At 44.9% G+C, this 22,976-nt stretch carries 23 protein-coding genes and 1 pseudogene; 2 read left to right on the forward strand and 22 right to left on the reverse strand.

Annotated elements, in window-relative coordinates; translation table 11 throughout:
- Positions 1-86 precede the first annotated feature (86 nt).
- The 13 genes and pseudogenes from cas1c to alaC all read right to left on the reverse strand — a co-directional run bounded on the left by cas1c (position 87) and on the right by alaC (position 13,202).
- On the reverse strand, positions 87-1,121 hold the full coding sequence (gene cas1c / locus Q0307_RS13250) for a type I-C CRISPR-associated endonuclease Cas1c (protein ID WP_298661263.1): 1,035 nt from the start codon (positions 1,119-1,121) through the stop codon (positions 87-89).
- Entirely contained in the window at positions 1,121-1,750 is a 630-nt protein-coding gene (cas4, locus tag Q0307_RS13255; protein ID WP_298661264.1) for a CRISPR-associated protein Cas4, read from the reverse strand. The genes cas1c and cas4 overlap by 1 nt, the downstream gene beginning before the upstream one ends.
- Positions 1,747-1,971: a type II toxin-antitoxin system MqsA family antitoxin gene (locus tag Q0307_RS13260; RefSeq protein WP_298661266.1), complete on the reverse strand. Its 225-nt coding sequence runs from the start codon at positions 1,969-1,971 to the stop codon at positions 1,747-1,749. Before Q0307_RS13260 ends, cas4 begins: the two co-directional genes overlap by 4 nt.
- Positions 1,968-2,250 (reverse strand): annotated as a pseudogene (locus tag Q0307_RS19075) (DUF4258 domain-containing protein). The gene Q0307_RS13260 and the pseudogene Q0307_RS19075 overlap by 4 nt, the downstream one beginning before the upstream one ends.
- Positions 2,251-2,254: 4 nt before the next feature.
- Positions 2,255-3,178, reverse strand: a complete 924-nt coding sequence (cas7c, locus tag Q0307_RS13270; protein ID WP_298661268.1) for a type I-C CRISPR-associated protein Cas7/Csd2 — start codon at positions 3,176-3,178, stop codon at positions 2,255-2,257.
- A complete protein-coding gene (gene cas8c / locus Q0307_RS13275) occupies positions 3,175-4,941 on the reverse strand; it encodes a type I-C CRISPR-associated protein Cas8c/Csd1 (protein WP_298661269.1) in 1,767 nt (588 codons plus the stop codon). Before cas8c ends, cas7c begins: the two co-directional genes overlap by 4 nt.
- Positions 4,938-5,609 (reverse strand): type I-C CRISPR-associated protein Cas5c, encoded by a 672-nt coding sequence (gene cas5c / locus Q0307_RS13280; RefSeq protein ID WP_298661270.1) that lies wholly within the window; start codon positions 5,607-5,609, stop codon positions 4,938-4,940. The genes cas8c and cas5c overlap by 4 nt, the downstream gene beginning before the upstream one ends.
- Before the next feature lie 292 nt (positions 5,610-5,901).
- Positions 5,902-8,130 carry a CRISPR-associated helicase Cas3' gene (gene cas3, locus Q0307_RS13285; protein ID WP_298661271.1) on the reverse strand — a complete coding sequence of 743 codons (2,229 nt, stop codon included), beginning with the start codon at positions 8,128-8,130 and terminating at the stop codon, positions 5,902-5,904.
- Positions 8,131-8,316: 186 nt separating this feature from the next.
- A complete protein-coding gene (locus Q0307_RS13290; protein ID WP_298661272.1) occupies positions 8,317-8,790 on the reverse strand; it encodes a phosphatidylglycerophosphatase A in 474 nt (157 codons plus the stop codon).
- A 10-nt stretch (positions 8,791-8,800) separates the two neighbouring features.
- On the reverse strand, positions 8,801-9,160 hold the full coding sequence (locus tag Q0307_RS13295; protein ID WP_298661273.1) for a hypothetical protein: 360 nt from the start codon (positions 9,158-9,160) through the stop codon (positions 8,801-8,803).
- A 6-nt stretch (positions 9,161-9,166) separates the two neighbouring features.
- Positions 9,167-10,594: a threonine synthase gene (thrC, locus tag Q0307_RS13300; RefSeq protein ID WP_298661274.1), complete on the reverse strand. Its 1,428-nt coding sequence runs from the start codon at positions 10,592-10,594 to the stop codon at positions 9,167-9,169.
- A gap of 68 nt (positions 10,595-10,662) precedes the next feature.
- The gene (locus Q0307_RS13305) at positions 10,663-11,973 is read right to left on the reverse strand and encodes a homoserine dehydrogenase (protein WP_298661275.1); all 1,311 of its coding nucleotides are present in this window, start codon (positions 11,971-11,973) and stop codon (positions 10,663-10,665) included.
- A gap of 26 nt (positions 11,974-11,999) precedes the next feature.
- A complete protein-coding gene (gene alaC, locus Q0307_RS13310; RefSeq protein ID WP_298661276.1) occupies positions 12,000-13,202 on the reverse strand; it encodes an alanine transaminase in 1,203 nt (400 codons plus the stop codon).
- Between the two features lie 107 nt (positions 13,203-13,309).
- Between alaC and Q0307_RS13315 the strand changes: the two genes are divergently transcribed.
- A complete protein-coding gene (locus Q0307_RS13315; protein ID WP_298661278.1) occupies positions 13,310-13,678 on the forward strand; it encodes an Mth938-like domain-containing protein in 369 nt (122 codons plus the stop codon).
- A gap of 28 nt (positions 13,679-13,706) precedes the next feature.
- Here the strand turns inward: Q0307_RS13315 and rpoS are convergent, their stop codons facing one another.
- The 5 genes from rpoS to Q0307_RS13340 all read right to left on the reverse strand — a co-directional run bounded on the left by rpoS (position 13,707) and on the right by Q0307_RS13340 (position 17,047).
- Entirely contained in the window at positions 13,707-14,717 is a 1,011-nt protein-coding gene (rpoS, locus tag Q0307_RS13320) for an RNA polymerase sigma factor RpoS (RefSeq protein ID WP_298661279.1), read from the reverse strand.
- A 560-nt stretch (positions 14,718-15,277) separates the two neighbouring features.
- Positions 15,278-15,760: a DUF3106 domain-containing protein gene (locus tag Q0307_RS13325; RefSeq protein WP_298661280.1), complete on the reverse strand. Its 483-nt coding sequence runs from the start codon at positions 15,758-15,760 to the stop codon at positions 15,278-15,280.
- Positions 15,757-15,981, reverse strand: a complete 225-nt coding sequence (locus Q0307_RS13330) for a hypothetical protein (RefSeq protein ID WP_298661281.1) — start codon at positions 15,979-15,981, stop codon at positions 15,757-15,759. The genes Q0307_RS13325 and Q0307_RS13330 overlap by 4 nt, the downstream gene beginning before the upstream one ends.
- 23 nt (positions 15,982-16,004) lie before the next feature.
- Entirely contained in the window at positions 16,005-16,412 is a 408-nt protein-coding gene (locus Q0307_RS13335) for a hypothetical protein (RefSeq protein WP_298661282.1), read from the reverse strand.
- Positions 16,412-17,047, reverse strand: coding sequence for an RNA polymerase sigma factor (locus tag Q0307_RS13340; protein WP_298661283.1), 636 nt, complete (start codon positions 17,045-17,047; stop codon positions 16,412-16,414). The genes Q0307_RS13335 and Q0307_RS13340 overlap by 1 nt, the downstream gene beginning before the upstream one ends.
- Positions 17,048-17,172: 125 nt before the next feature.
- Here Q0307_RS13340 and Q0307_RS13345 point away from each other — a divergent pair, with 125 nt between their 5' ends.
- On the forward strand, positions 17,173-18,015 hold the full coding sequence (locus Q0307_RS13345; RefSeq protein ID WP_298661284.1) for a neutral zinc metallopeptidase: 843 nt from the start codon (positions 17,173-17,175) through the stop codon (positions 18,013-18,015).
- A gap of 62 nt (positions 18,016-18,077) precedes the next feature.
- Here the strand turns inward: Q0307_RS13345 and Q0307_RS13350 are convergent, their stop codons facing one another.
- From Q0307_RS13350 to Q0307_RS13365, 4 genes are all read right to left on the reverse strand, one after another.
- Positions 18,078-18,629, reverse strand: a complete 552-nt coding sequence (locus tag Q0307_RS13350; RefSeq protein WP_298661285.1) for a hypothetical protein — start codon at positions 18,627-18,629, stop codon at positions 18,078-18,080.
- Between the two features lie 99 nt (positions 18,630-18,728).
- Positions 18,729-19,271, reverse strand: a complete 543-nt coding sequence (locus tag Q0307_RS13355; RefSeq protein ID WP_298661286.1) for a hypothetical protein — start codon at positions 19,269-19,271, stop codon at positions 18,729-18,731.
- 11 nt (positions 19,272-19,282) lie between these two features.
- A complete protein-coding gene (locus tag Q0307_RS13360) occupies positions 19,283-21,244 on the reverse strand; it encodes a reprolysin-like metallopeptidase (protein ID WP_298661287.1) in 1,962 nt (653 codons plus the stop codon).
- Between the two features lie 231 nt (positions 21,245-21,475).
- Positions 21,476-22,843: a M17 family metallopeptidase gene (locus Q0307_RS13365; protein ID WP_298661289.1), complete on the reverse strand. Its 1,368-nt coding sequence runs from the start codon at positions 22,841-22,843 to the stop codon at positions 21,476-21,478.
- Between the last annotated feature and the right edge of the window lie 133 nt (positions 22,844-22,976).

Consider the following 22,976-nt stretch of genomic DNA (forward strand, 5'->3'; position numbering starts at 1 on the left):
AACAATTGGACGGCCTGAAAAAAACCGTCCGACAATTTGTGTAGATACTTATGCTTGATAAGGGGAGGGTTGGGGAGGGGGTTAACTCATTTGTTAAAGAACGGGATGTAATGCGGCACATCCCCACGCAGATACCGCGCCAATAATCGTGCTTGTAATAGCGGCAACAAACCAATTTCTACCTGTGTTTCTAAGACAGGATGCTGCAAGGTTTCCTTTTTACGCTCTTGATACGCCACCACCACTGCTTTACGCCCACTCTCACTCAAATACACCGCACCACCGGTGCGGAAATCAAAATCCTTCTGTTGTACCTGCCCACGATTAATTAAGGTTAGTGCCAAGCGATCACCCAGCACTGCCCGAAACTCCTCTAATAAATCCAAAGCTAAAGCCGGACGACCAGGACGCACTACATGGAAAAACCCCAATTGTGGATCTAAACCCACTGTTTCCAAGGCACTCCGACAATCTGATAACAATAAGGCGTAAATAAAAGAAATCAGAGCATTGACGGCATCTTTCGGCGGTCTACGACTGCGACCTTGATACTCAAATTCACTACGCATCGACGGTTTAATCATCGTATTGAATTGCTCAAAATAAACCCGTGCTGCATCCCCCTCTAACCCCAATACTGAAGCGGGCGAATCCGCCTGCTGCACATTACGCAAATTCACAGCCAAGGCTTTCGCAGCTTTTGCCAACTGTGCCTTTTCGGCTTCATCTTTGCTATCCCTAGCACTACGCATTAAGACATTACGCGAATTTTTCAGCTTACCCGCAATAAACGCTTTACTTAGTTGCAAGGCAATCTCAGGCTTATCAGCAGCTCGAAACTGCGCTTGGCGTAATAAAATATTACCGCCCACCTCGCCTTCAACCCGTGCTTGAAAACGCCCATTCTCATTCAGCCAAACAATACTGCGCCCATCCGCCATACAACGCGCCATCAATTGCGGACTCAAACTCACACGTCCTAAACACACAATCGCGCCTAAATGATGCATCGGTATTTGTCCACGTTTAGCATCCCCTACTTTGACGACTAAAGTCTCACCCTCCAAATGCGCATACGTGCCTTCGGTCGATAAATACAAAGTATTCAATAACTGGCGCATTAATCGTCCTCCACCTCAAATAACTGTGTTTGCAAGCGTTGAATACGCTGTTGTTGTCCGACCAACTCCGGCTGACACACCTCAGCCAAAGAACAGGCTTGACACAAAGTACGATCCGCTACTGGAGCAGGTAACAGGCCTAAATCCAGCAAGTTTCTAACCTGCTTAACCAACTGAAGCGTATGCTCACGCAAAGCCTGATCAATCACCACCACGCGCCGTCGCCGTGTTTTATGATGAAAAATCGCGCCCTCTGGAACGGCTTTACCGGTCATTTCCTCAAGGCATAACGCTTGGGCAGCTAACTGCACCTCATCATGCAATTTTTGCTGGCGTTTACCCTGCTTATACTCAATTGGATAAGGCGTACCATCGTCTAGGAACTCCACCACATCCGCCTTACCTACTAAGCCATAACGCTCGCTAAATAAGGGCAAAGCCCGCTCAACTCGCACGCCATATTCCATGCCACTCTCACCACTATCGACCCGCTCATGTGCCAAGTGCCCACGAATCGTAAACACGTTATCCTCAAAGGTTTGCTCTTGATGAATCAGCGCACACTGACGCGGGCAATAACTGTAGTGTTGCAGGGCGGAGAGCATGATGGGGAGCTGTGGTTCGGTCATGCTGCAAATCGCAAAATTTCAAGTTCAGCATTGCGTGAGGCTGCTAATTCAGCTAATTTTAAAACCTGATTAGCAATCGCATCCGCTAAATAATACTCACCACAATTCTCACAAATTTGTGCTGGTACATCCTTAATAACCACCGTTAATTCTCCACGCGTTAAAGCCACCGTAACGCGTCCCTCACGGGTCTCGCCTAGTTTACAAATGACGCCGTTCACGCTTTTTTCTCCTTAAAACCTGCTTGCCAAATGGCCTCTGAAGGCACATACGCTGTAACAATATAGCAGGCTAAATCCATCTCATTACGTGCTACTACCACATGAATAGGAGTAGCGTGCAAAAACCACAAAATCAAACAACTAGGATAAGGTTGATCGGCTGGATTCTTTGATGACCTGACCTTGCTCAATAGCTGTTACAACCTCATCACGACTTAAGCCGCGCTCAAACATGCGCTTGATAGCATGGCTACTGAAAGCATAGGACTGGCATTGCATGCATTTACCCTACTTTTCTAAGCAACTGCACGCCATTGGGTAGGTTAAACTCATCCACAGAGACCTGATAATCTGCAAAGCTACGTGGCACTTCGGTTTGCTTTTCAGCTTTAATCCGCTCAAACAAACTATACGCGGGTGCATTCCCTAATTTGCCTTCATGCTTAAATACATATAAACCACGCGTTGCCATTTGCCCACGTGCAGCGGAACGGTCATGCTCAAACATTTGCTCTAGCGATTGCCATAACAACTCTAAATCAGCTTCAGAAAATTTAGTTTGCTCCGCCAGATGTGCAGAAACAAAGCCATGTGCCATATACAAACCATACGGAACGGTAAATTTACGCCCCATGGTGCGATTATCGCCCCCTTGATTTTCGGCTTCTTTCTCAGTCGCAACGGCCATACGAGTGATCGAATGCTCGCTAGCAATGACTGGATCAATGGAGCGTGCAAAGGTAAGTTGCACCGGCCCTCTCACTTGACCACAGTTGACACCCGTTGACATGACTGCGCCAAAAGTACGTACATCGTAAAAATTCTGACACATCCATTGACGTGCCTCTTCCACTTTATCGCCACCTTTGCGCTTTTTAGCAGCTTCTTTTTTATCTTTTCCACCCTCTTTCGCTTCATCTTTAGGATCTTCTAATAGCTCAGCGCCTCCCGGAATTGCTTGATACGCACGCTCATGTTGCTTATTTAAAATAGCCTTTTCTTTCACATAAATTTCATAAGGTGCTTGTTCACCATGTAGTAAACCAACAAAATTGCGCACTTTGCGTTTTAAACTGACATCGGTGACTAAACCTTGCCCTGTTTCTGCATCTACACGAGGCAAATTACCCGCATCAGGATCACCATTCGGATTACCGTCTTTCACATCAAATAATAAAACAAAGTCATAACGATGGTTGAGGCTCATTCTGTATCTCCTTGATTCTTTGTATTTGAGGTGACGTTTTCATCATCTTTGGTAAAGAAAAACTGACGCTGATGGTAATATCCCACTGAAAAGTTACCCTGTTCCGCTAGTGACAGGGTTTTGGGATAAATCGAATTCTGTCCACTTGAAGGTGCATTTAAGCCAGCAAATAACTCGCCCAGCCATTGATCAAACTGTACAGCACGCCCAAACTTCTGCTTTCTAAGCTTATTTAAATGATGCTTATGAAGCTTAATTAAAACTGGAAAAGCATTAATTGGATTAGTTGAGGCAGAGCTATAATACTTATCTGCAACATCAGCACTCAACTTTCGGTCATGAGCCTCTGCTTGTAACTTTTCTAAAATGGCAAATAAGCGCCCCAACCGATAACCAATATGGGTATTATCAGTATCTAGTTTCACATCAAGACCCTCTCCATAGTTGCGATTTAAACAGGCTTTAATGATCGCTGCCCGCTCATAAGTTACGTTCTGTTCAGCATGATTCCGCCGAATAGCGGACGCTAATAAAGTTTCTGGATAAGGCAAGCCTGCAAGAATTCTACGCATGACCTCGCCTGCTAACTCTGGTGGAATATTTTCAGTTTTGCCTAACAGCGCAATGGATTTTAATAGCTTCCATAATGGCAAATAAGGCTCCTGCCAAGCACTGCGTTCAATTTCCAAATCGTTAAAATGTTGCACAATACGTTGGCTAATCTCACGTACTGTCGCCATATACCAGAACCTGACACTAATACGCGCCGCATTAGGCGCTAAACCCAGAACATAAAAAACAGTTTGCTCGTCTAGAGCTGGACTGCGCCCATGTTTTTCTACCGCCTCATAAACAGATTTCACAGCTTGCGTATTACGATCGGGGTCATCTTTGCTTGAACTAGCGCCCCAAATGGCTGCAAAACTATCCTCTAAACCATCCCGTTTACTCGCCCAAAAAACAGTAGATGCATCCCCTACTTGCATACGTTGCTTAGAGTCTTTACCCAGTAAGTGATTCAACGCCGTGGTATAAGCAAACGCAGCTTCTTTGCTCACAGGCGCATTAAAACTTTGCTGCTTACCAAAAGAACGAAATGCATCAAGATTGAAAGAAATAATATTCGCACCCGCTGTTTGTGCACCCCATACACCTTTAATGGCAGGATGCAAGCGCTCAATCTCAGCAATTTCGCCAGTAATTAAACAAATAGCCTTAGCCGCTTCAGCATAATCACCATTAGCAATAGCAGCTTGTACAGGACGACTTTGGCAAACTAAATGCGTTTGTCCTTGTAAACGAAAAGTCAGATTAGGGTTGGTTTTTTCGATTTCTTCCCACAATGGGTTTTGCTGGATAATTGCTAAATCAAGCGACTCTAAAAAATAAATAACCGCTGCAATGCCTTTATCTGTATCCGCTAAATTTAAAGCCCGTATTTTTTCCAAGAAGGCAACTTGTTGTTCTTTAACACGCTCAGGTTTGCCTTTGGTATCTAAGCCCAACACATACTCAGCATTGTCCCAAAGCAAGTTAGCTGCTACACCTGAGGTTTTCTTTACACCTTGTGGCACGCGCTCTGATTTAGCACGTTTTTTCTTATTCTCAATATAACGAGTGTCTTCAATCTGGTTTAACGTACCATCCTCACGCAACTCTAAAATAAACGGGATTTCCTTGTACTCAAAACCAGCAGGCGCTAAGGCTGATTCAGGGTCTTGGGCTTTGCGATGGTAATACTTATAAAGCGCTTGCAAAATCATCCGCGTACCTCCTCACTATTCCATGCAGGCACTTGAATCACTCCATTATTCATGGTTGCCTGAAAAAAACGAGGCATTGGATTCTCAGGGTCGGTGAAATCCATGTCATACAACATCCAACCTAGCTCACGCCTACCTAGTAGCTCTTTAGCTATAACAGGTGCTTCACCATTTTCAATCAAACTAAAATCACAAGAAAACTCACGTGTCCCCAAGTAAGGTTGATTAAAGCATTGTCCTTTACTGGCTCGACGCTTAAACATTTCGGCAAATTTGATGATCGTGTTATCGGTATCTTCGCTAAGCAATTCAAAATCAGCGCGTAAGCGATAACGCACATCACGCAAGAATAAACTTGCTCGTTGCTGACGCTCCTCTTCAATATACAAACCTAATTGCCCCGTACCCTGCTTCATCGTCGACTTCACTGAACCTGTCGGCACAACGCTAGCCACTTCATTACGGCGTAAGTTCATCCAACGAATGGGCTGCAACACCTCAATCTGCCGAATATGCCAACGAATCGCAGGCTTCCACAAAATCGCCTCAAACACGGCACGCGCTGCTGACGGTGTAATCACATCGTAAGAGACGCGCTCGACCTTCATTTCAGGACGGGTGAAACAGGCAAAGTCGCCGGACACCTCTAAACAAAAGCATTCACCCATCAGCACCCCCCTTTAAAATTTAAAGGTGGGCAAGATAGCAATACCCTGCCCACGACTACCAAAATCAACGAAGTACAACTTTCGTGTTTCAATCCTCTTGCTACTTTAGCAAGTTTTACATACCATTTGCTGCTACAAATGTGTAATCAGATTACCATATCACTAAATACAACTTTAGTGAAGTTAAAAATGGACTATTCAAAAATTATCAAAGAACTCCGCATCTTTTGCACTTCGCTACAAACAGATCGGTTTTGGGGCATTTTAGTGACAATCCTCATCATTTTTTTAATCACCAAAATAAATCATCTGGAGCTAGCTGCAAAGGAGTACTCATCAAGCCCAGCTTCTGGTCATATAATCCAGCAGTTACCAACTCAAACACCCCAGTCAGTGCCGTAAGCTCACGAATATCGCCGGACTTTACCAAACGGTTTTTATCTTGCTCATGAATCGTCACGGTGTAACGTTGTAACTGACGCATCAATTCGCGATAAGGGCCGGTCTTTTTCAGTTGCTCAATCAACCCTGCCCCTTCGCCGTAAGTGACGAGGACTGCATAGCCCTCTTCTTTGATGAAGCGAAAACGCTGTGCCGCTGTGCGGAATTGAATTTTGAGTTGAGGCGCGTCTTTGCACAACAAGCTCTCAATATCCTGCTCATCGCGCGACTTTGATTGAGTATAAAAATGCTCAAAATAGGTTTTGAAATGGGTATGGTGTAAGGCTGACTCTGTGAATAGAGGTAAGATACTTTTACTGACTGAGGCGGATAAACCTAAATGCCCTTGCAACTTGTGATTATCCGGTGGCACAAACACCACAACTCTACCCTTTTCAGCTAGCAAACCTTCTCGATTACAGCGTCCTGCTGCTTGAGCAATCGAATCTAAACCGGCCAACGCTCGATAAACCACAGGGAAATCTACATCGACCCCCGCCTCAATTAATTGGGTACTCACCACCCGCAAAGATTGCTTAGCCTTTAAGTTTTCGCGAATCTCTTTAAGCTTTGCTGAACGATGTTCGCCACATAAATTCGTACTAAGATAATAAGTTTCAGCAGGTAATAAACGGCACAACTCTGCTGCTTGTTTTTTAGTATTAACAATCACTAACACAGTTTCATGTTCAAGGATTTCTTCTGCTAAACTTTCCCAACTGCGCTCAGCATTTAAATCCTCTGGAATACTCACTTCAACCCGCTCTAAATCAGCAAACAACTGAGCACAATCAGGAATAATTTCGCTGACTTGATGCTCTTCAAACCCCTTTAAAATCGGTTTATTAAAAGTGTCATAAAGACTCTGTAAAGCGGGCTGCGTAGCAGTGGACAGCACAAACGTAACACCGTAATGCTCCACTAAACTTTTCATCACTTGCAAAATGGGATTCAAAAACTCCGGCGGCAATAATTGCGCTTCATCTAAGACAATGATGCTATTAGCTAAATTATGCAGCTTGCGACAACGACTCGTGCGACTAGCAAAAAGCGATTCAAATAATTGAACATTGGTGGTAACAATAACCGGAGCATCCCAATTCTCCGCCGCTAAACGACTTAAAGCGTCCTCTTTGCTAGGGTCTAAATTACTATGATGCTCAATCACACAGTCGCCCAAAATCGAACGATAAATATTGGCAGTTTGTTCAATAATACTGGTGTAGGGAATAGCGTAAATAATACGCTTTTTATCATACTTGACTGCGTGCTCTAAAGCAAAAGCCATACCCGATAAGGTTTTGCCTCCACCCGTAGGAACCGTTAAGGAAAATACACGAGAAGGTTGCTGTGCTGCTACTCGGCAATCCTGCAAAATCTGTGCTCGTAATTGATTGACAGGCGTTTTTGGCGCACTGTTTGCAAAGCTCTGCATGTGCTGATTAAACACATCACGTAAACTTGCCAATGTAGGGTACTGTCCACGCTGAGCGAACTTTTCTGGCTGCATAAAGCGCTCAGTATCCAGAAAATCTGCATCTACCAAACTAGAGAACAGCATTCTTAACCAAAGCACCCATTCTTCAGGTTTGCCTTTAGGTGGCGTTTTAGGCAAAGTTGCCTTGAGAATATCAGCGGGAATCTCGACTTGAAGCGCCTTTTCTAAATGCTGTACCTCTTGCAGAATTTCAGCCAGTGAACGACCGTCTGCCTCATCGGTTTTATGCCAATCCGGTAACCCGGCATGATGGCCTGCGATTAAATAGGCCAGTGGCAAACCTAAAGTCTTATGCTTCTGGACAGCATATAAAGCCCCAGCGGCAGAGTGATTAACTTTACCTACTTGTTCTATATGTGCGTTAGGGTTATAGCCACTTTTCACCCCGATATAATGTTGAAACTCAGGATTATACTTACCTAAATCATGCCAAAGCCCTGTTACATAAGCCCATTCAGCACTATTAAAAATACTAGCATAGTCAGCCGCTAACTGGGCTACATCACGTAAATGCTCATCGAGCCAATGCTCAATAGCTCGATTATTCTCAAAACGGACATGGGCGATGGGGCGAATTTGCATAATCAGCTCGAATGAATGAGTCTTTCAAGCTAAAAATAATAGCAGCTTAAATACTAGCCGAATAGCGGGGTAAGGAAGTGATTGGGTATTAACTTATAGTTTTTTAAGCTACCGTTTAGTAACAAAATTACAAATACGTTTAATTTATGCTAGCTTATACAACTGAATAGCGATCAGCCGCTAAAACTAAGCCAAGAAAAACGCCAAAATCTGCATAACGATCAGTGCATAAACCCCTGCCATCAAATCATCTAACATAATCCCAAAGCCACCCTGTACTTTGTCATCAACTATATAAATCGGCCAAGGCTTCCAAATATCAAAAATCCGAAAAATCACAAAACCTGCTATTAACCAGATTAAACCACTCGGTGCGGCAAACATGGTAATCCAGAAGCCGACAAATTCATCCCACACAATGCCTTCATGATCATGTACACCGAGCTTTTTTGCTGACTCCCCACAAATCCAAATACCAACTACGGCTGCAATCACAATAACCACAAAATAAAGCCACAATGGGAATAGTGACAAAATCAAATACAAGGGAATCGCGGCCAAAGTACCGAAAGTTCCGGGGGCAAAGGGTGCTAAACCACTCCCAAAGCCAAAAGCTGTAATATGAATAGGTGATTGAAAAACTGTTTTTGCTAAGCTCATCTTGCAGCTCCTATCGAGTCGGATTTAATAAATGCTTCAGCACAGGATGCTCTAAACAGAGTTGGTGAATCAGATGATCATAATGCAACATTTTTCTAATCGAATGCAGAATCAAATAAGCACCTAAGCCCACTAATAAAAGATTCAATAACATTAAAGGCAGCATAAACTGCCAAACATTCAGCCATTGATAATAGCTAGAGGTGGCGATTAGAAAGCTCGTCACGCTCATAGGCAATACGAGCACCGCCAAACCCGTGCGCAAAATCGACAAGCTGGTACGCTTCTCAGCTAGAAGAAGCTGCACTTCATTAATCGCCAATGCTTCATGCTGCTCAAAATTGGCAGCAGAAGCCTGTTTGTCATGCATCAACGTTTAGAGATGAGTTTGAATAAAGCCTTTCACCGCTTCCACATCAGCCTCCATCACTACAAACCGCTGCGGTAAAGCCTCTAACTGCTCCATCCCTTGCGGACGCACAGGAGTTTGGCCTAAAGCTTCTTGAATAGATTCTTCAAACTTCGCCGGTAACGCGGTTTCCAAGACCAACATCGGTACATCCGTTTCGCGTAATTCAAGCGCGACTTTTAAACCATCTGCGGTATGTGTATCAATCATTAGACCGTATTGCTGCCAAATCTTACGGATCATTTCAATCCGATGCATGTGGCTGCTCGCGCCTGATTGGAAACCGAATTTCTCTACATCCTTGAATAAGCCTTGTCCTGCTAAATCGAAAGCTCCACCCTGATCGACTTTTGCCCATAATTCACGCAGCTTCGCACTATCTTGCCTGGCTAAATCGTAAATAAAGCGCTCGAAATTGGAAGCCTTGGAAATATCCATCGAAGGGCTACTGGTATGATAAGTATTCGCTGCACCCCGTGGACGATAAACACCCGTTTTGAAAAACTCGTCCAATACATCATTTTCATTGGTAGCCACAATTAAATGCTTAATGGGTAAACCCATCATGCGTGCAATATGCCCGGCGCACACATTGCCAAAATTCCCTGAAGGCACTGAGAAACTAACCCGCTGCTCATTAGAGCTAGTCGCTGCAAAATAACCCTTAAAGTAATAAACCACCTGAGCGGCAATTCGCCCCCAGTTAATCGAATTTACTGCACCAATTTTATAATTGGCTTTAAACGTATGATCATTCGAGACAGCTTTAACAATATCTTGGCAATCATCAAACACGCCTTTAATCGCAATATTGTGAATATTTGAGTCTTGCAGGCTAAACATTTGAGCAGTTTGAAAGCGACTCATTTTACCGTGGGGCGAAAGCATAAATACATTCACACCTTTTTTACCACGCATCGCATACTCGGCCGAAGAACCTGTATCGCCTGAAGTCGCACCGAGAATATTAATTCCCTGCCCGGCTTTCGCTAAGACATATTCAAATAGATTACCCAAAAGCTGCATCGCCATATCTTTAAAGGCGAGCGTTGGCCCATTGGATAAACAAAGGAGATGCAGATTCGGCTCTAAAGTATGCAGCGGCGTAATATCTTCAGGATTTTCACCTTCACGCACATTACAATACACTGTTGAGGTGTAAGTTTTGTCAATCAGCGCTTTTAAATCTGCCGCCGGAATATCGGTCGCAAAGCGTGACAACACTGCAAAGGCTAATTCGCGATAATTCATCGCTCGCATAGCTGTTAAATCAGCATCGGTAAGCTGTGGGTAGCTTTCAGGCAAATATAAGCCACCATCGGGTGCCAAACCACCGAGTAGAATTTCACTAAAAGATTGAGCGGGCGACTGACCGCGAGTCGAGATGTATTTCATAACTTGAACCTTGTAACTCCTCTCAAGAGCTGAGAGGAGTAGAGAATTTTCATGGCTTTAATTTAGGATTAATTCAGGGCTTCTACACGCAAGCTAGTGACTGCACCGCAAATACTATCGAGTTGCTCAATAGCGGCAATCGCCTCACTCATATTGCCTTGGCGTACGCGTTGCGTCAGCATAATGATGTCAACTTCTGAACCGGCTTTGGTAGGCTCTTTCTGCAAGAAGGCTTCAATACTTATAGAGCGATCCCCCAAAATGCGCGTCACATCGGCTAACACACCCGGTTTATCGACTGCCCGCATCCGCAAATAGAAGGCTGTTTCCACTTCCGTGATCGGCAGGATGGGCGTATCGGCCAAAGTACTAGCTTGGAAGGCTAAATGCGGCACACGATTATTCGGATCGGAAGTCATGGCGCGCACGACATCAATAATGTCGGCTACCACGGCAGAGCCGGTTGGCTCAGCACCCGCACCACGCCCATAATACAAGGTGGAACCAACCGCATCGCCTTGCACCATCACACAGTTCATTACCCCATCAACACTAGCAATCAGTTGCTTACGTGGAATCAAGGTCGGGTGTACGCGCTGCTCAATCCCTTGTTCAGTCCGACGTGCAATGCCCAGTAACTTAATCCGATAACCTAAATCCGCTGCATAGCTCACGTCTTCTAGAGTGATTTTGGAAATCCCCTCCACATACGTTTCACTGAACTGTAAAGGCACACCAAAAGCAATTGAAGATAGAATCGTGAGCTTATGCGCTGCATCCACACCTTCCACATCAAAAGTGGGGTCAGCTTCGGCATAACCTAAATCTTGAGCCTCGGCTAACACATCCACAAAACTGCGGCCTTTGTCGCGCATTTCGGTCAAGATGAAATTGCTAGTGCCATTGATAATGCCTGCTAGCCATTCAATCCGGTTTGCAGCCAAGCCCTCACGCACGGCTTTAATTACCGGAATACCGCCTGCAACAGCCGCTTCAAAAGCAACCATCACACCTTGTTTCTGCGCAGCGGCAAAAATTTCGTTACCGTGCAGAGCAATCAGTGCTTTGTTTGCAGTGACCACATGCTTACCATTTTGAATCGCTTGTAAGACCAAATCTTTGGCTAAGTTATAGCCGCCGATTAACTCCACCACAATTTCAATATCCGGATCTTCCACCACGTCCATCGCATTATTACTGAGACGCACACCCGATAAGCCGAGCTGGGCGGCGTGACTGGTATCGAGAGCAGCCGCATAGTCAATCACGATACCGCGCCCGGCACGGCGGGCAATCTCCTCAGCATTACGTGATAAAACCGTTGCAGTACCACCACCGACGGTGCCCAGTCCTAACAAACCCACCTTGACAGGTTTCATGTGTACTCCTTAAATCTAATTTTTACTTATGATTGCGCCGGACTGCTTAACTCGTCCTGACGGAACATTTGTTTTATCCCACGAATTGCTTGGCGGGTGCGATGCTCATTTTCAATCAAGCTAAAGCGCACGTGATCATCGCCATATTGACCAAAACCAATCCCTGGGGATACCGCCACTCGCGCATCTTTCAAGAGTTTCTTCGCAAACTCTAAAGAACCCATGGCTTGATAGCGCTCCGGAATTTTTGCCCACACGAACATACTCGCCTTCGGGCGTTCGACTGACCAACCCGCTGCATTCAAACCGTCACACAACACATTGCGACGCACCTCATACATGCTACGAATTTCTTCCACGCAATCCTGCGGGCCATCTAAAGCCGCAATGGCCGCAATTTGGATCGGTGCGAACATGCCATAGTCTAAATAAGACTTCATACGCTCCAGCGCTTTGACCAAGGTCGGATTCCCACACATAAAACCAACTCGCCATCCCGGCATATTGTAGGTTTTAGAGAGCGAGTAGAATTCAACCGCTATATCTTTAGCACCCGGAATTTGCAAAATCGACGGCGCTTTATAACCATCAAAGCAAATCTCACCGTAAGCAATATCATGAATCACCCAAATATCGTGTTCTTTGGCAATTGCAATCACGCGCTCAAAGAAATCTAGCTCCACACACTGCCCTGTTGGATTGCCGGGGAAGTTAATAATGAGCATTTTAGGCTTCGGCCATGAATTTTTGATAGCGGCCTCTAATTCAGCAAAGAAATCCACGCCAGCAATCATCGGCACATGACGAATATCCGCATCCGCAATAATGCTGCCATAAGGATGAATGGGATAGGCTGGATTAGGCACTAACACGGTATCACCCCGGCTTAACGTCGCTAAGGCTAGATGGGCCAGACCTTCCTTTGAGCCAATGGTAACAATGGCTTCTGTTTCAGGATCAATATCCACATCAAAGCGGCGCTTATACCAGTTGCTAATCGCTTTGCGTAAGCGAGGCACACCGCGTGACATGGAGTAGCGATGTGTATCAGGGCGCTGGGCGCTTTCCACTAATTTATCGACGATATGCTTAGGTGTTGGCTGATCTGGATTTCCCATGCCAAAATCAATAATATCCTCACCACGTGCACGCGCTTCGCGCTTCAAGGCATCGGTAATCTTGAATACGTAAGTGGGTAAGCGGTTTATACGTTGAAAATCGTCTTGCACGATATGAAACTCGTCTATGAATACTACCCATCACTGGGGCCATTTGCAGCCGGTCACATTACAATCGACGATACAGTTCTGTCAATGCTGCCACCACGGAGCCATCCATGCAGTTTAGCGAAGATCAACCCCAAGCCACCTATCTGATTCAGGCCTATGAAAGTGGTTGGATACAAATCCAAAATCAGCGTCTGACCCAGCCTTTTATTGTGAGCGGGCAAACGTTAATAACTGACTGGACAGCAGTAAGCTTTGAGCAACTAAATCCCGAACAGCTCAGTCCTTTATTTGCGTTAAAACCTGAGGTCATTTTAATCGGCTGTGGGGGTAGTGCGAGTTTACCGACTCCGGCTATTTATCGAGCCTTAGTGGAGCATGGGATTGGATTTGAATTGATGACGACTGATGCAGCTTGCCGAACTTACACGATATTATTAGCTGAAGACCGTACTGTAGCCGCCGCCCTATTTCCATAAAAACAGGGCATTCTGAGGCTATAAGTTGCTAGATACCTAATAAGCTTTCGCCAGATAAACCTTTATTTTCTAAAATACGGCGCAAGCGCTTTAAAGCATCCATCTGAATTTGCCGTACACGCTCACGGGTTAAACCTAGTTCCTCGCCTACTTGCTCTAAGGTAGAACGCTCATAACCATGTAAACCGAAACGACGCACGATCACATCTTTTTGCTTCACATCTAACTGATTCAGCCAGTTTTCAACGGAATGACTGATATCTTCATCCTCTAAAACTGCAGCTGGCTCGCGCTCTTCTTCCATCGGAACGAAATCCACTAAGGGACTATCGCCGTCTTTACCAACGGGGGTATCTAAGGATGAAACATGCTCATTAAAACTCAACAGCTTACGCAAGCTATCAATCGGACGTCCTAGAGCTTCGGCCATTTCTGGCAAAGTTGGCTCCCGACCTAATTGCTGGGTCATTTCGCGCAATTTGCGCATATAAGCATTCAGCTCTTTATTCACATGAATCGGCAAGCGAATCGTGCGCGTTTGATTCATTAAGGCACGTTCAATATTTTGCCGAATCCACCAAGTCGCGTACGTAGAAAAACGGAAGCCACGTTCAGGATCAAACTTTTCGACCGCATGGATCAAACCTAGATTACCCTCTTCAATCAAATCGGTGAGTGGCAAACCACGACCTAAATAGCGGCGGGCAATTTTCACGACTAGGCGTAAATTGCAGGTGATCATTTTTTTCCGGCCTAGTTCATCACCCGCACGTGCAAGACGACCATAGTAAATTTCTTCTTCAGGAGTTAACAAAGGTGAAAATTCAATTTCACGTAAATATAGTTGAGCAGCATCACGTTCGACTGATTGACTAGCGCGTTCTGAGACAGGATCAGCTAGTACATCGGAACTATCGATACTTAGCAAATCTTCTGACTCATCGGTCAACTCATCAAGCTCTTCCAACTCAATGCTTTCGTCCTCACCCAAAGCAAAGTTTTCTTCCTCTGGGTTTGAATGAGTCTGTAGGCTATGCATTGCATCACTCCTCTGTGGGGTTGTATCAGGCCAACAAGCTAGGTATGGCGTTGTTAACGCACTTTCTGACTCCCTCAGTCGACACTAAGCTTAAACTTTCATATTTATTTTTTTGCAAAGTAGCATAAAGCTTGCAAGATTTAAAGACCTTAACGAAAACTTAACAAAAATATAAGATTATGATTTTTAAGATTTTTTATTAAAAACCTCAAAAATCGCTGTAAAATTAATCTGAATGCAAGCTGAATATAGCTGACCTTTTATCGGAAAAACACTCAAACTCAGTCTACTTAGACAAATTAGGCCGTGACCCTCGATGAAAATATAAAAATAGCTTAGGTACAGCTTTATTCTTAAAAAATCTAATCAACAGATAAAATGATACTTTCCGTGAACAGTAAATTTTATAGAAATGATTTTTTTATAAGTAGGATGAATAGTATTAAGGAAAGTGCTCAGCGAATAACCAACTCTGATTATTTTTTAATAACGGCAATAAACCAAGAGGAATGTAGAAGAGTAGACCAGTCTTGACGACAAACGGCTAAAAACTAGCGAGCTTATAAAGGTGGGGCACCATATGTTTTAGCTAGATCTTGGATGTAACGCTTACGCTCAGCGCTACTCAGACCAGACCATTGCTCACGTAGTTTTTGCTGTTCTGACATAGGCAAGCTCTTAATCCAGTTACGCCATTGCCTGATCTTTTCACGCTTAGCTATAGGTAAGCTGCGGTAATGCTCTAGTTTACGCTGTAGCGCAATACGGCGGGTTAGCGGTAAATTATTCCATTGAGTATATTGAGAACGAATCTGTTCTCGCTGGCTAGCTGGTAAACTTGCCCAGCGTTTCAAAGAGCTTTGCTTTTCAGTAGAAAAGCTTGGCCACTGTGACTGATACTCTTGTAAAACTTGTTGCTCTTGGGAACTTAAACTCTCCCAGCTCAGATCGCCCGCCCAACTAGGTGTAAACAAATGATATGCTAACAATCCGAAGCTCAAGCGCAAAAACCAAAGTTGCACTGAAGCAATAGTCTTATTCATTGAATGGCATCCTTGAGAGGAACCCGTTCACCCTCTAAGAGAGAAAACATCATCGTGTCATTACTAGAAGCAGGGTTGTCTAACTCACTCCAATAGCGACCGTAGTTCTCCCACCACTCGATCATCGCGGCTAGCTCATCAGCCGATTGCTCTGCATAAACCATAGACCAAACACTCAATCCTAAGATGCAGCCGAGTGAGAGGAATCCTTTCCTTAACATGATGTGCTCCCTAAAAGAGCGGCCTAGCTATACTCAGCGGCTAACCACTCATAAATATCCATATTGTCTAAGAACTCAATATCCTCATTAGACATTAGCACATCTGCAGAATTTTTGGACGATACCTCGGAACTGCCTAAAGAATTATCTACAGTGTGATTAAACACCAACTGTAAGCCTAGGCTAATCACCATGGCTCCAACTAGACCTGCAAACACTGCCCCCGGTCTAGTATCCAAGCAACGCCGCGCACCCAGCCAAATTGTAAACCAACGGTAAGACTTGACTCCACTTTGCTTATTAAAATCCAATAAGGCTGTTTGCCGTGCTTGTTGTAGCTGTCCTTGAATCTTCAGACTTAAATTCTCAGCCTCGCGGTTTAAACCCTGCGTAAGAGCTTTTAAACTCTCTGCATCCCGCTTGTTATCCATTAATTTTCTCCCAAATAATCACGCATCTGCCGCATCGCACGCGCTAGATGTGTTTTTACGCTACCTTCTGAACAGGCCATAATTTTTGCTGTTTCTGCAATGTCATAACCCTCCCAAGCCCGCAAGAGTAAAGCTTGCTGCTGGCGTAAAGGTAGCTTGCCAATCAACCCCACCAAGCGTTGGCTGAGTTCATCATTTTGTAATTGTCGATCAGGTTCTAAGAATTGAGTCTGCGCGACTAACTCATCAGGATCAGGCGCTTCCTCAGACTCCGTAGCATCATTGAAAAATACCCGCCAACGTTGCCGGACTTGGCGACGCCGATGCCAGTCATTGATTTTGCTATGCAAGACACTATGAAAAAGCGCTCCCCATTCTATTTGTGGGTGTTGGCTATAGTTTTGTACCAAGCTCAACATCGCATCTTGCACAATATCAAGCGCATCATCTTCATTTTGGGTGGCTAGGCGCGCCGTAATAAAAGCTTTTTTTTCTACACTTGCTAAAAAGTGATTCATGGTCACTGGTGAGCTCAGATCATGCTCCTTTGCCTCCTTACTCCCCAACTGGTCGCCCAGCGTGATTGCTTTATCGCCAGAAACGAGCCCTTGTTGCTGAATTCCTTGTACTAACATGATGCTTGGTTCATCCTTGATAACGGTTTATCCCACCAAACGTTGACACTAGTAGTGTTTAAGTTCTTTCTGTGAAAGAATTCTTCGGCAAAAGTTCCTCTAAACCCTCATTAGGAGAGTAAGTCATGCTTTGGAAATCTGGCAGACGCAGTAGCAACATTGAAGATAGACGTTCTGGCATGGGCGCGCCCGCCAAAGTGGGGGGTATTGGCTTGATTTTAATGTTGGTCGTAGCTTGGCTAATGGGTGCGGACACTATGCAACTACTAGGCATTGCGGGTAGCAATCTAGCCGGTACGACAATGACCGTACAACAACCCACCCCCGAAGAACAAGAAGATGCTGATTTCGTATCAGCTATCGTCGCACAAACTGAAGATGTTTGGGGGCCAATGTTCCAAACAGCCGGACGGCAATACCAAGAGCCAAGCTTAGTCCTGTTCAGTGAACAAATCGAATCGGCTTGTGGCTATGCTTCGGCAGCGAGTGGCCCTTTCTATTGCCCAGCAGATCAAAAAGTCTATATTGATCTAAGCTTTTTCCAAGAATTACGCCGTTTAGGCGCACCCGGCGATTTTGCACGTGCTTATGTAATCGGCCATGAGATTGCCCACCACGTGCAAAACCTAATGGGCACGTCTAACAAAGTGAGCCGTTTGCAATCACAAGTGAGTCAAGCAGACTCCAATGCACTCTCAGTTTTATTAGAGCTACAAGCTGATTGCTATGCAGGGGTTTGGGCGCATCATGCACAGAAAAACTTTAATGCCCTCGAAGCGGGGGATATAGAAGAAGGCTTACAAGCGGCTGCATCTATTGGTGATGATCGCTTACAGCGTATGTCTGGGCGGCGAGTCAACCCTGATGCTTTTACCCATGGCACATCTGAACAGCGCGTGAAGTGGTTTAAAACGGGTCTGCAATATGGCGATATGAATCGTTGTGATACCTTTGCGAGTATTCGCTAACTAAAATAAAAAACACCCATTTGAACCCCAATCGGCTCAAATGGGTGGGTCATTTCATAACCTTACAGATATTTCTCAATACATGCGCGCATCATGACCTTATTCCATGCTATCGAATAATCGAAAGCAATCGACCGATAAGCTAGCCAATCTTCGTTCTGAGTCAGACTAAAACGCATTGGATGAGTATGAGTATCTGAAGCGTATAGCCCCTCTAAGCGCTTAACACCTGTACATTTCTTCCCTAGCAAGTCATTGAATTGCTCGCCGGTAAGATCGCCTGGTTCTCCAGAGGTTTGTCCCATAAAAGGTGGTTCATTCGGATTATCACCAAGCTCCGTGACCGCTAGGAAATAATACATCCCTTGGCGGCTCGCCTGCTTGGCATCCTCATTTCCTGAACGCTGCTTTAAACGCTGAGCGGCCTGTGCATAATACTGATCTAGCACTTTCTGTGAGGGAAACTCCCAAGCTAGCCTTTCTGGCGGCCCCTGATTCACATAAACAATATAACCTACTGATTTCAGCAAAGGCTGGGCTGGAGTAGGCGTGCTAGGTGGAGCTTGGCAAGCCACTAAACCACTCAATAAACCCAATAAGATCCATTGACGCATCTTCAAGCTCCTTATTTTCTGGTGGCAAGCTTAGAGCTTTGGCCTCAAAAAAACACCCCTTTGAACCCCAATCGGCTCAAAGGGGGTCACTTCACAAACTCACAGGTACTTTTCAATACACGCACGCATCATTGTATCATTCCATGCTATGGAATAATTAGCAGCAAGCGACTGATAAGCTAGCCAATCAGCACTACTATAAGGACTCGCATTGGGATAAGCGTCTCGAACATACATGCCCTCTAAACGCTTAACGCCTGTACATTTTTTCCCTAGTAAGTCATTGAATTGCTCGCCGGTAAGCTCTCCAGGCTTCCCAGAAGTCTGTCCCATAAAAGGAGGTTCCTGCGGATTAGCGCCAAGCTCCGCGACCGCCAAGAAATAATACATTCCTTGACGAGCCGCCTGCTTAGCATCCGCACTCCCTGAGCGCTGCTTTAAACGCTGGGCGGCCTGTGCATAATACTGATCTAGCACTTTCTGTGAGGGAAACTCCCAAGCTAGCCTTTCTGGCGGCCCCTGATTCACATAAACAATATAACCTACTGATTTCAGCAAAGGCTGGGCTGGAGTAGGCGTGCTAGGTGGAGCTTGGCAAGCCACTAAACCACTCAATAAACCCAATAAGATCCATTGACGCATCTTCAAGCTCCTTATTTTCTGATGGCAAGCCTAGGGTTGGTTCCAGAGATGGCAAAAAAGATATTTTTGCCACCGCTACAGATCACCCGAATATGACTTTTGGTTGGGAGCGTACTGGGCAAACGCACCGTTCTTGCGCCATTGTTGGTGGCATATAAAGCGAGGGTGGAGAAAGAAGCCCCATTATTGGTGGTGATCCCAATATCCACTGTGGGGCAATTAAACTCACTCGCATTCGTACCTGCCACATTCCAGCGCACATTAAAATCCTTACCCGCAAAGCTGCGCAAATCGGTCACACTGGAGGCAGGGTTAGTAATCGCAAAGGCAACACCGCTATCCTTCACCGTGAGCGTCGTTATGTTACTACCGACCCCACCTTGCTGGTCGCGCACCGCCAATTCAAAGCTAAGTTTACGGCTAGTGACAGGCAAATAATCACCTTGAGTTTCTGCGTTTGAAAGCAATTTAGGGAGATCAGGAATATAACGGAAGGGTGTTGTCTTCGGTGGCAGCACTCGAATCAAAGCATCCTTACCGTTGTCCTCGTGAAGATTAACCGCTGTGCCAAAATCCAATAAAGCAATCGTGTCCACCTGCTCCCAAGAATAGGATAACAAGTGCCTCTCGGCATCACTGGCGCTGCCACTTAACATAAAGGGGGTGCGGGCAGGAATGGTATAGGCGGCTGGTGTATAGACCACAGGTGGATTATTCAATATGTCAGATACTAGGGCACAAGACGAGCCTGTTCCACGAGAAAAGGTAACTATTTGGCTAATCGAGTTAATATGGAACATATTACTCAACGGGACACTCGCATCCAAAACATAGCCATTGGGAGCTAGACAAGCCATACCATAGCCCATAATAGTAGCACCGCTCCCTGGCTCAACAGCACTACCTTTGATACGAGCAGACTCACCATTGCGAGTGATACATTTATTGAAGGTGTGTTGAGCACCGAATTGATGACCGATTTCATGAGCAACTAATCGATAATACTCAGTTCCATTAGGGGTATGAGAGGTCAACGCAGCATAGTCCTTACTGCTGCCGCATACCGTACTGACCTCTGCAAGCCCACCGCCACCTGTGAGTAAATAACCCAAAGCAATAGACAGATCATAGGTTTTCAAGGCTGGCACGGTTGGGTTAGAGGCTTTTAATGCCTTCATAAAAACCGGATTAGTATTCATTAAATTAGACGAACTAGTATCGCTTAAGTAGTTATTTCCTGCATCAAAATAACTGGCTGTACCAATAAGGGCGATAGCGGTATCCCGCCAAAACAATGCATTAATCCTAGCGTGCATCGTATTAATGGTATTGTTTAGAGCAGTAACTCCACCAACATTATTTAAGAGATTTTTACTAGCCGTATAAATAATCTCGTAATACAGGGGAGCTGTGGGTGTTCCCCTTCTGAAGGCTGTAGCCTCGCTTATGCCAAATTGATCTAAACTACTTTTGGAAGCAGAGCTTATAGTATGCTGATCTCCAGCAGCACAAGAAAAATCATCCGCTTGACGATTCGTAGTAGACCTTTCACTGAAGCTAATATACTTTCGGGTCTTTTTATCCTGAATAGGATTGATGAGTACCGTTTCTCCATTGGATAAGATAATCATCCCATGGAAACCACTACTGCTGCTGTCTATAATCCCCGTGACGAGAGGGTCATTAATACCCTGAATACGCCAGGTGCGGAAATCCGGTGAAGCTTTAGCCGCTTGATTGGCGATTACCGTCACGGGAACCGCATTAACCTTAATAAAATGGCCATCCGGTAAGGGCAGGCTTAATTCAACGCCTGCCTCTGTAGACTCTTCTCTAGGCTTGACTCTTTTAGTTAGATTCAACAAGCCATTCAAAGCACTCTCATTCAGCTCTAATAATCTATATTTTTCAAGCTGATTAACATACTCATCAGACCCCGTATAAAGCCCGGCCTCCATTTTATGATTTGCCACGAGCTGATCTTGCCAAAATGACTGATCCGCATAAACAACCGAACAGTTTACTAAAAGAATTAAACTAGCTAACTGCTTGAAAACTTTTGTGGTTTGTGGTTTGTGGTTTGTGGTTTGTGGTTTGTGGTTTTCAACCTCATCAAAACGACTCCTTGTTAATAATATTAATAATTAAGATTTGATTAAAAATAAACCACAATATTAACCAATGTCAATTCATTTATAGAAAACTTACTCTACAAAATTCATTTCCAAGTACTTAAACACAGCCAACAAACCCATCGCCTCCCCACCTATCGGACGTCCAGGGCGAGCGCGTAAATTCCAAGCCATGACATCGAAATGTGCCCACGGAATCCGATTCGGTACAAATTCATTTAAAAATAATGCCGCTGTAATCGCCCCACCATAGCTATCCCCACTATTACTTAAATCGGCAACCTGACTGCGCAGCTTCTCTAAGTAAGGCTTATGGAGAGGTAAATTCCAAATGAGATCATTGCTCATAGTAGAAGCTGCTTGCAACTTTTGCATTAAAGAACGGTCATTCGCGAAAAAGGCGGGAACCTCTGTCCCCATCGCTACCCGTGCAGCACCCGTTAAAGTCGCAAAATCAATAATCACATCGGGATCATTTTCAGCCGCATAAGCGAGTGCATCACACAGAATTAAGCGCCCTTCCGCATCAGTATTATCAATTTCCACCGTTTTACCTAAACGGGTATGAATCACATCACCCGGACGGAAAGCATCGCCACTAATCGCATTATCCACTGCAGGAATCAGCACCTGTAAACAGATCGGTAATTCGAGCTGCATGATTAATTTAGCTAAGCCTAAAACATGCGCTGCCCCACCCATGTCTTTTTTCATTAAGCGCATATTCGAGGAAGGCTTAATATCAAGGCCGCCAGTATCAAAACAAACGCCCTTGCCGACTAAACACACTAAAGGATCGTCTTGATTCCCCCAATTTAATTCAATTAAACGCGGCGCATGCACACTCGCACGCCCTACTGCATGAATCGTTGGGAAGTTTTCTTTTAATAAAGCACTCCCGGTAATCACATCCACTTCTGCATCATGGACTTCGGCTAAGCGGCGTGCGACTTGCTCTAAATCCTGTGGCATCATGTGATTGGCAGGCATATTGATCAGATTACGCACTAAACTAATCGCCTCAACCATGGCATTAATGCGGGCAGCACCTTGGCTTAGATATAAAACTGGCTTGGTCGGCTCTTCGATGGTACGAAATTGATCAAACCGATAATGACCTAAGCCCCAACCCACCAGCATCTGCGAGAGGTCTTCATCATTCCAATCGCCTTCTAGGTAATATTCACCGGTTGGCAATAAACTAGGTAAGCCTGCTAAAGCCCATAGAACACCTTCGCTATCATTAACACCATAAAATACCTGCGCCAAGCGCCCAGCGGCATCAGGTACTAAACAGAGGGTATTGGGTTTGCCACGATAACCTTGCACCGTGAGCCAATTACGGCCTGATTCGTAAATACCGTTTTTAATTTCAACTAAACTAGTTTCAGTGACTAAGCGAAGAGGGATGGCCGCCTCAGTTTTTTCATAGGTGAACATAAAATGACGTCTCTACTTGTTATGAACTTTATCGTGTTGTAATTGACAAGCCAGCAAGCTGACTTCATGCTTTGGCTAAAGAATTTACAAGCATAAGGCATTTGCCCAAAACTAGCACTCTGATATCGACAAG

The sequence above is a fragment of the uncultured Thiothrix sp. genome, from assembly GCF_937873765.1.
Lineage (GTDB): Bacteria > Pseudomonadota > Gammaproteobacteria > Thiotrichales > Thiotrichaceae > Thiolinea.

Bases quoted from the DNA above. Each gene is read 5' to 3' on its own strand.
- Q0307_RS13305 (WP_298661275.1), bottom strand. From the start codon at position 11,973: ATGAAACCTGTCAAGGTGGGTTTGTTAGGACTGGGCACCGTCGGTGGT.
- Q0307_RS13340 (WP_298661283.1), bottom strand. From the start codon at position 17,047: ATGTTAGTACAAGGAATTCAGCAACAAGGGCTCGTTTCTGGCGATAAA.
- cas3 (WP_298661271.1), bottom strand. From the start codon at position 8,130: ATGCAAATTCGCCCCATCGCCCATGTCCGTTTTGAGAATAATCGAGCT.
- cas4 (WP_298661264.1), bottom strand. From the start codon at position 1,750: ATGACCGAACCACAGCTCCCCATCATGCTCTCCGCCCTGCAACACTAC.
- Q0307_RS13325 (WP_298661280.1), bottom strand. From the start codon at position 15,760: ATGAATAAGACTATTGCTTCAGTGCAACTTTGGTTTTTGCGCTTGAGC.
- cas7c (WP_298661268.1), bottom strand. From the start codon at position 3,178: ATGAGCCTCAACCATCGTTATGACTTTGTTTTATTATTTGATGTGAAA.
- Q0307_RS13350 (WP_298661285.1), bottom strand. From the start codon at position 18,629: ATGCGTCAATGGATCTTATTGGGTTTATTGAGTGGTTTAGTGGCTTGC.
- Q0307_RS13290 (WP_298661272.1), bottom strand. From the start codon at position 8,790: ATGAGCTTAGCAAAAACAGTTTTTCAATCACCTATTCATATTACAGCT.
- Q0307_RS13295 (WP_298661273.1), bottom strand. From the start codon at position 9,160: ATGCATGACAAACAGGCTTCTGCTGCCAATTTTGAGCAGCATGAAGCA.
- cas5c (WP_298661270.1), bottom strand. From the start codon at position 5,609: ATGGGTGAATGCTTTTGTTTAGAGGTGTCCGGCGACTTTGCCTGTTTC.
- cas1c (WP_298661263.1), bottom strand. From the start codon at position 1,121: ATGCGCCAGTTATTGAATACTTTGTATTTATCGACCGAAGGCACGTAT.
- Q0307_RS13345 (WP_298661284.1), top strand. From the start codon at position 17,173: ATGCTTTGGAAATCTGGCAGACGCAGTAGCAACATTGAAGATAGACGT.
- Q0307_RS13315 (WP_298661278.1), top strand. From the start codon at position 13,310: ATGCAGTTTAGCGAAGATCAACCCCAAGCCACCTATCTGATTCAGGCC.
- Q0307_RS13330 (WP_298661281.1), bottom strand. From the start codon at position 15,981: ATGTTAAGGAAAGGATTCCTCTCACTCGGCTGCATCTTAGGATTGAGT.
- rpoS (WP_298661279.1), bottom strand. From the start codon at position 14,717: ATGCATAGCCTACAGACTCATTCAAACCCAGAGGAAGAAAACTTTGCT.
- Q0307_RS13335 (WP_298661282.1), bottom strand. From the start codon at position 16,412: ATGGATAACAAGCGGGATGCAGAGAGTTTAAAAGCTCTTACGCAGGGT.
- Q0307_RS13355 (WP_298661286.1), bottom strand. From the start codon at position 19,271: ATGCGTCAATGGATCTTATTGGGTTTATTGAGTGGTTTAGTGGCTTGC.
- cas8c (WP_298661269.1), bottom strand. From the start codon at position 4,941: ATGATTTTGCAAGCGCTTTATAAGTATTACCATCGCAAAGCCCAAGAC.
- thrC (WP_298661274.1), bottom strand. From the start codon at position 10,594: ATGAAATACATCTCGACTCGCGGTCAGTCGCCCGCTCAATCTTTTAGT.
- Q0307_RS13365 (WP_298661289.1), bottom strand. From the start codon at position 22,843: ATGTTCACCTATGAAAAAACTGAGGCGGCCATCCCTCTTCGCTTAGTC.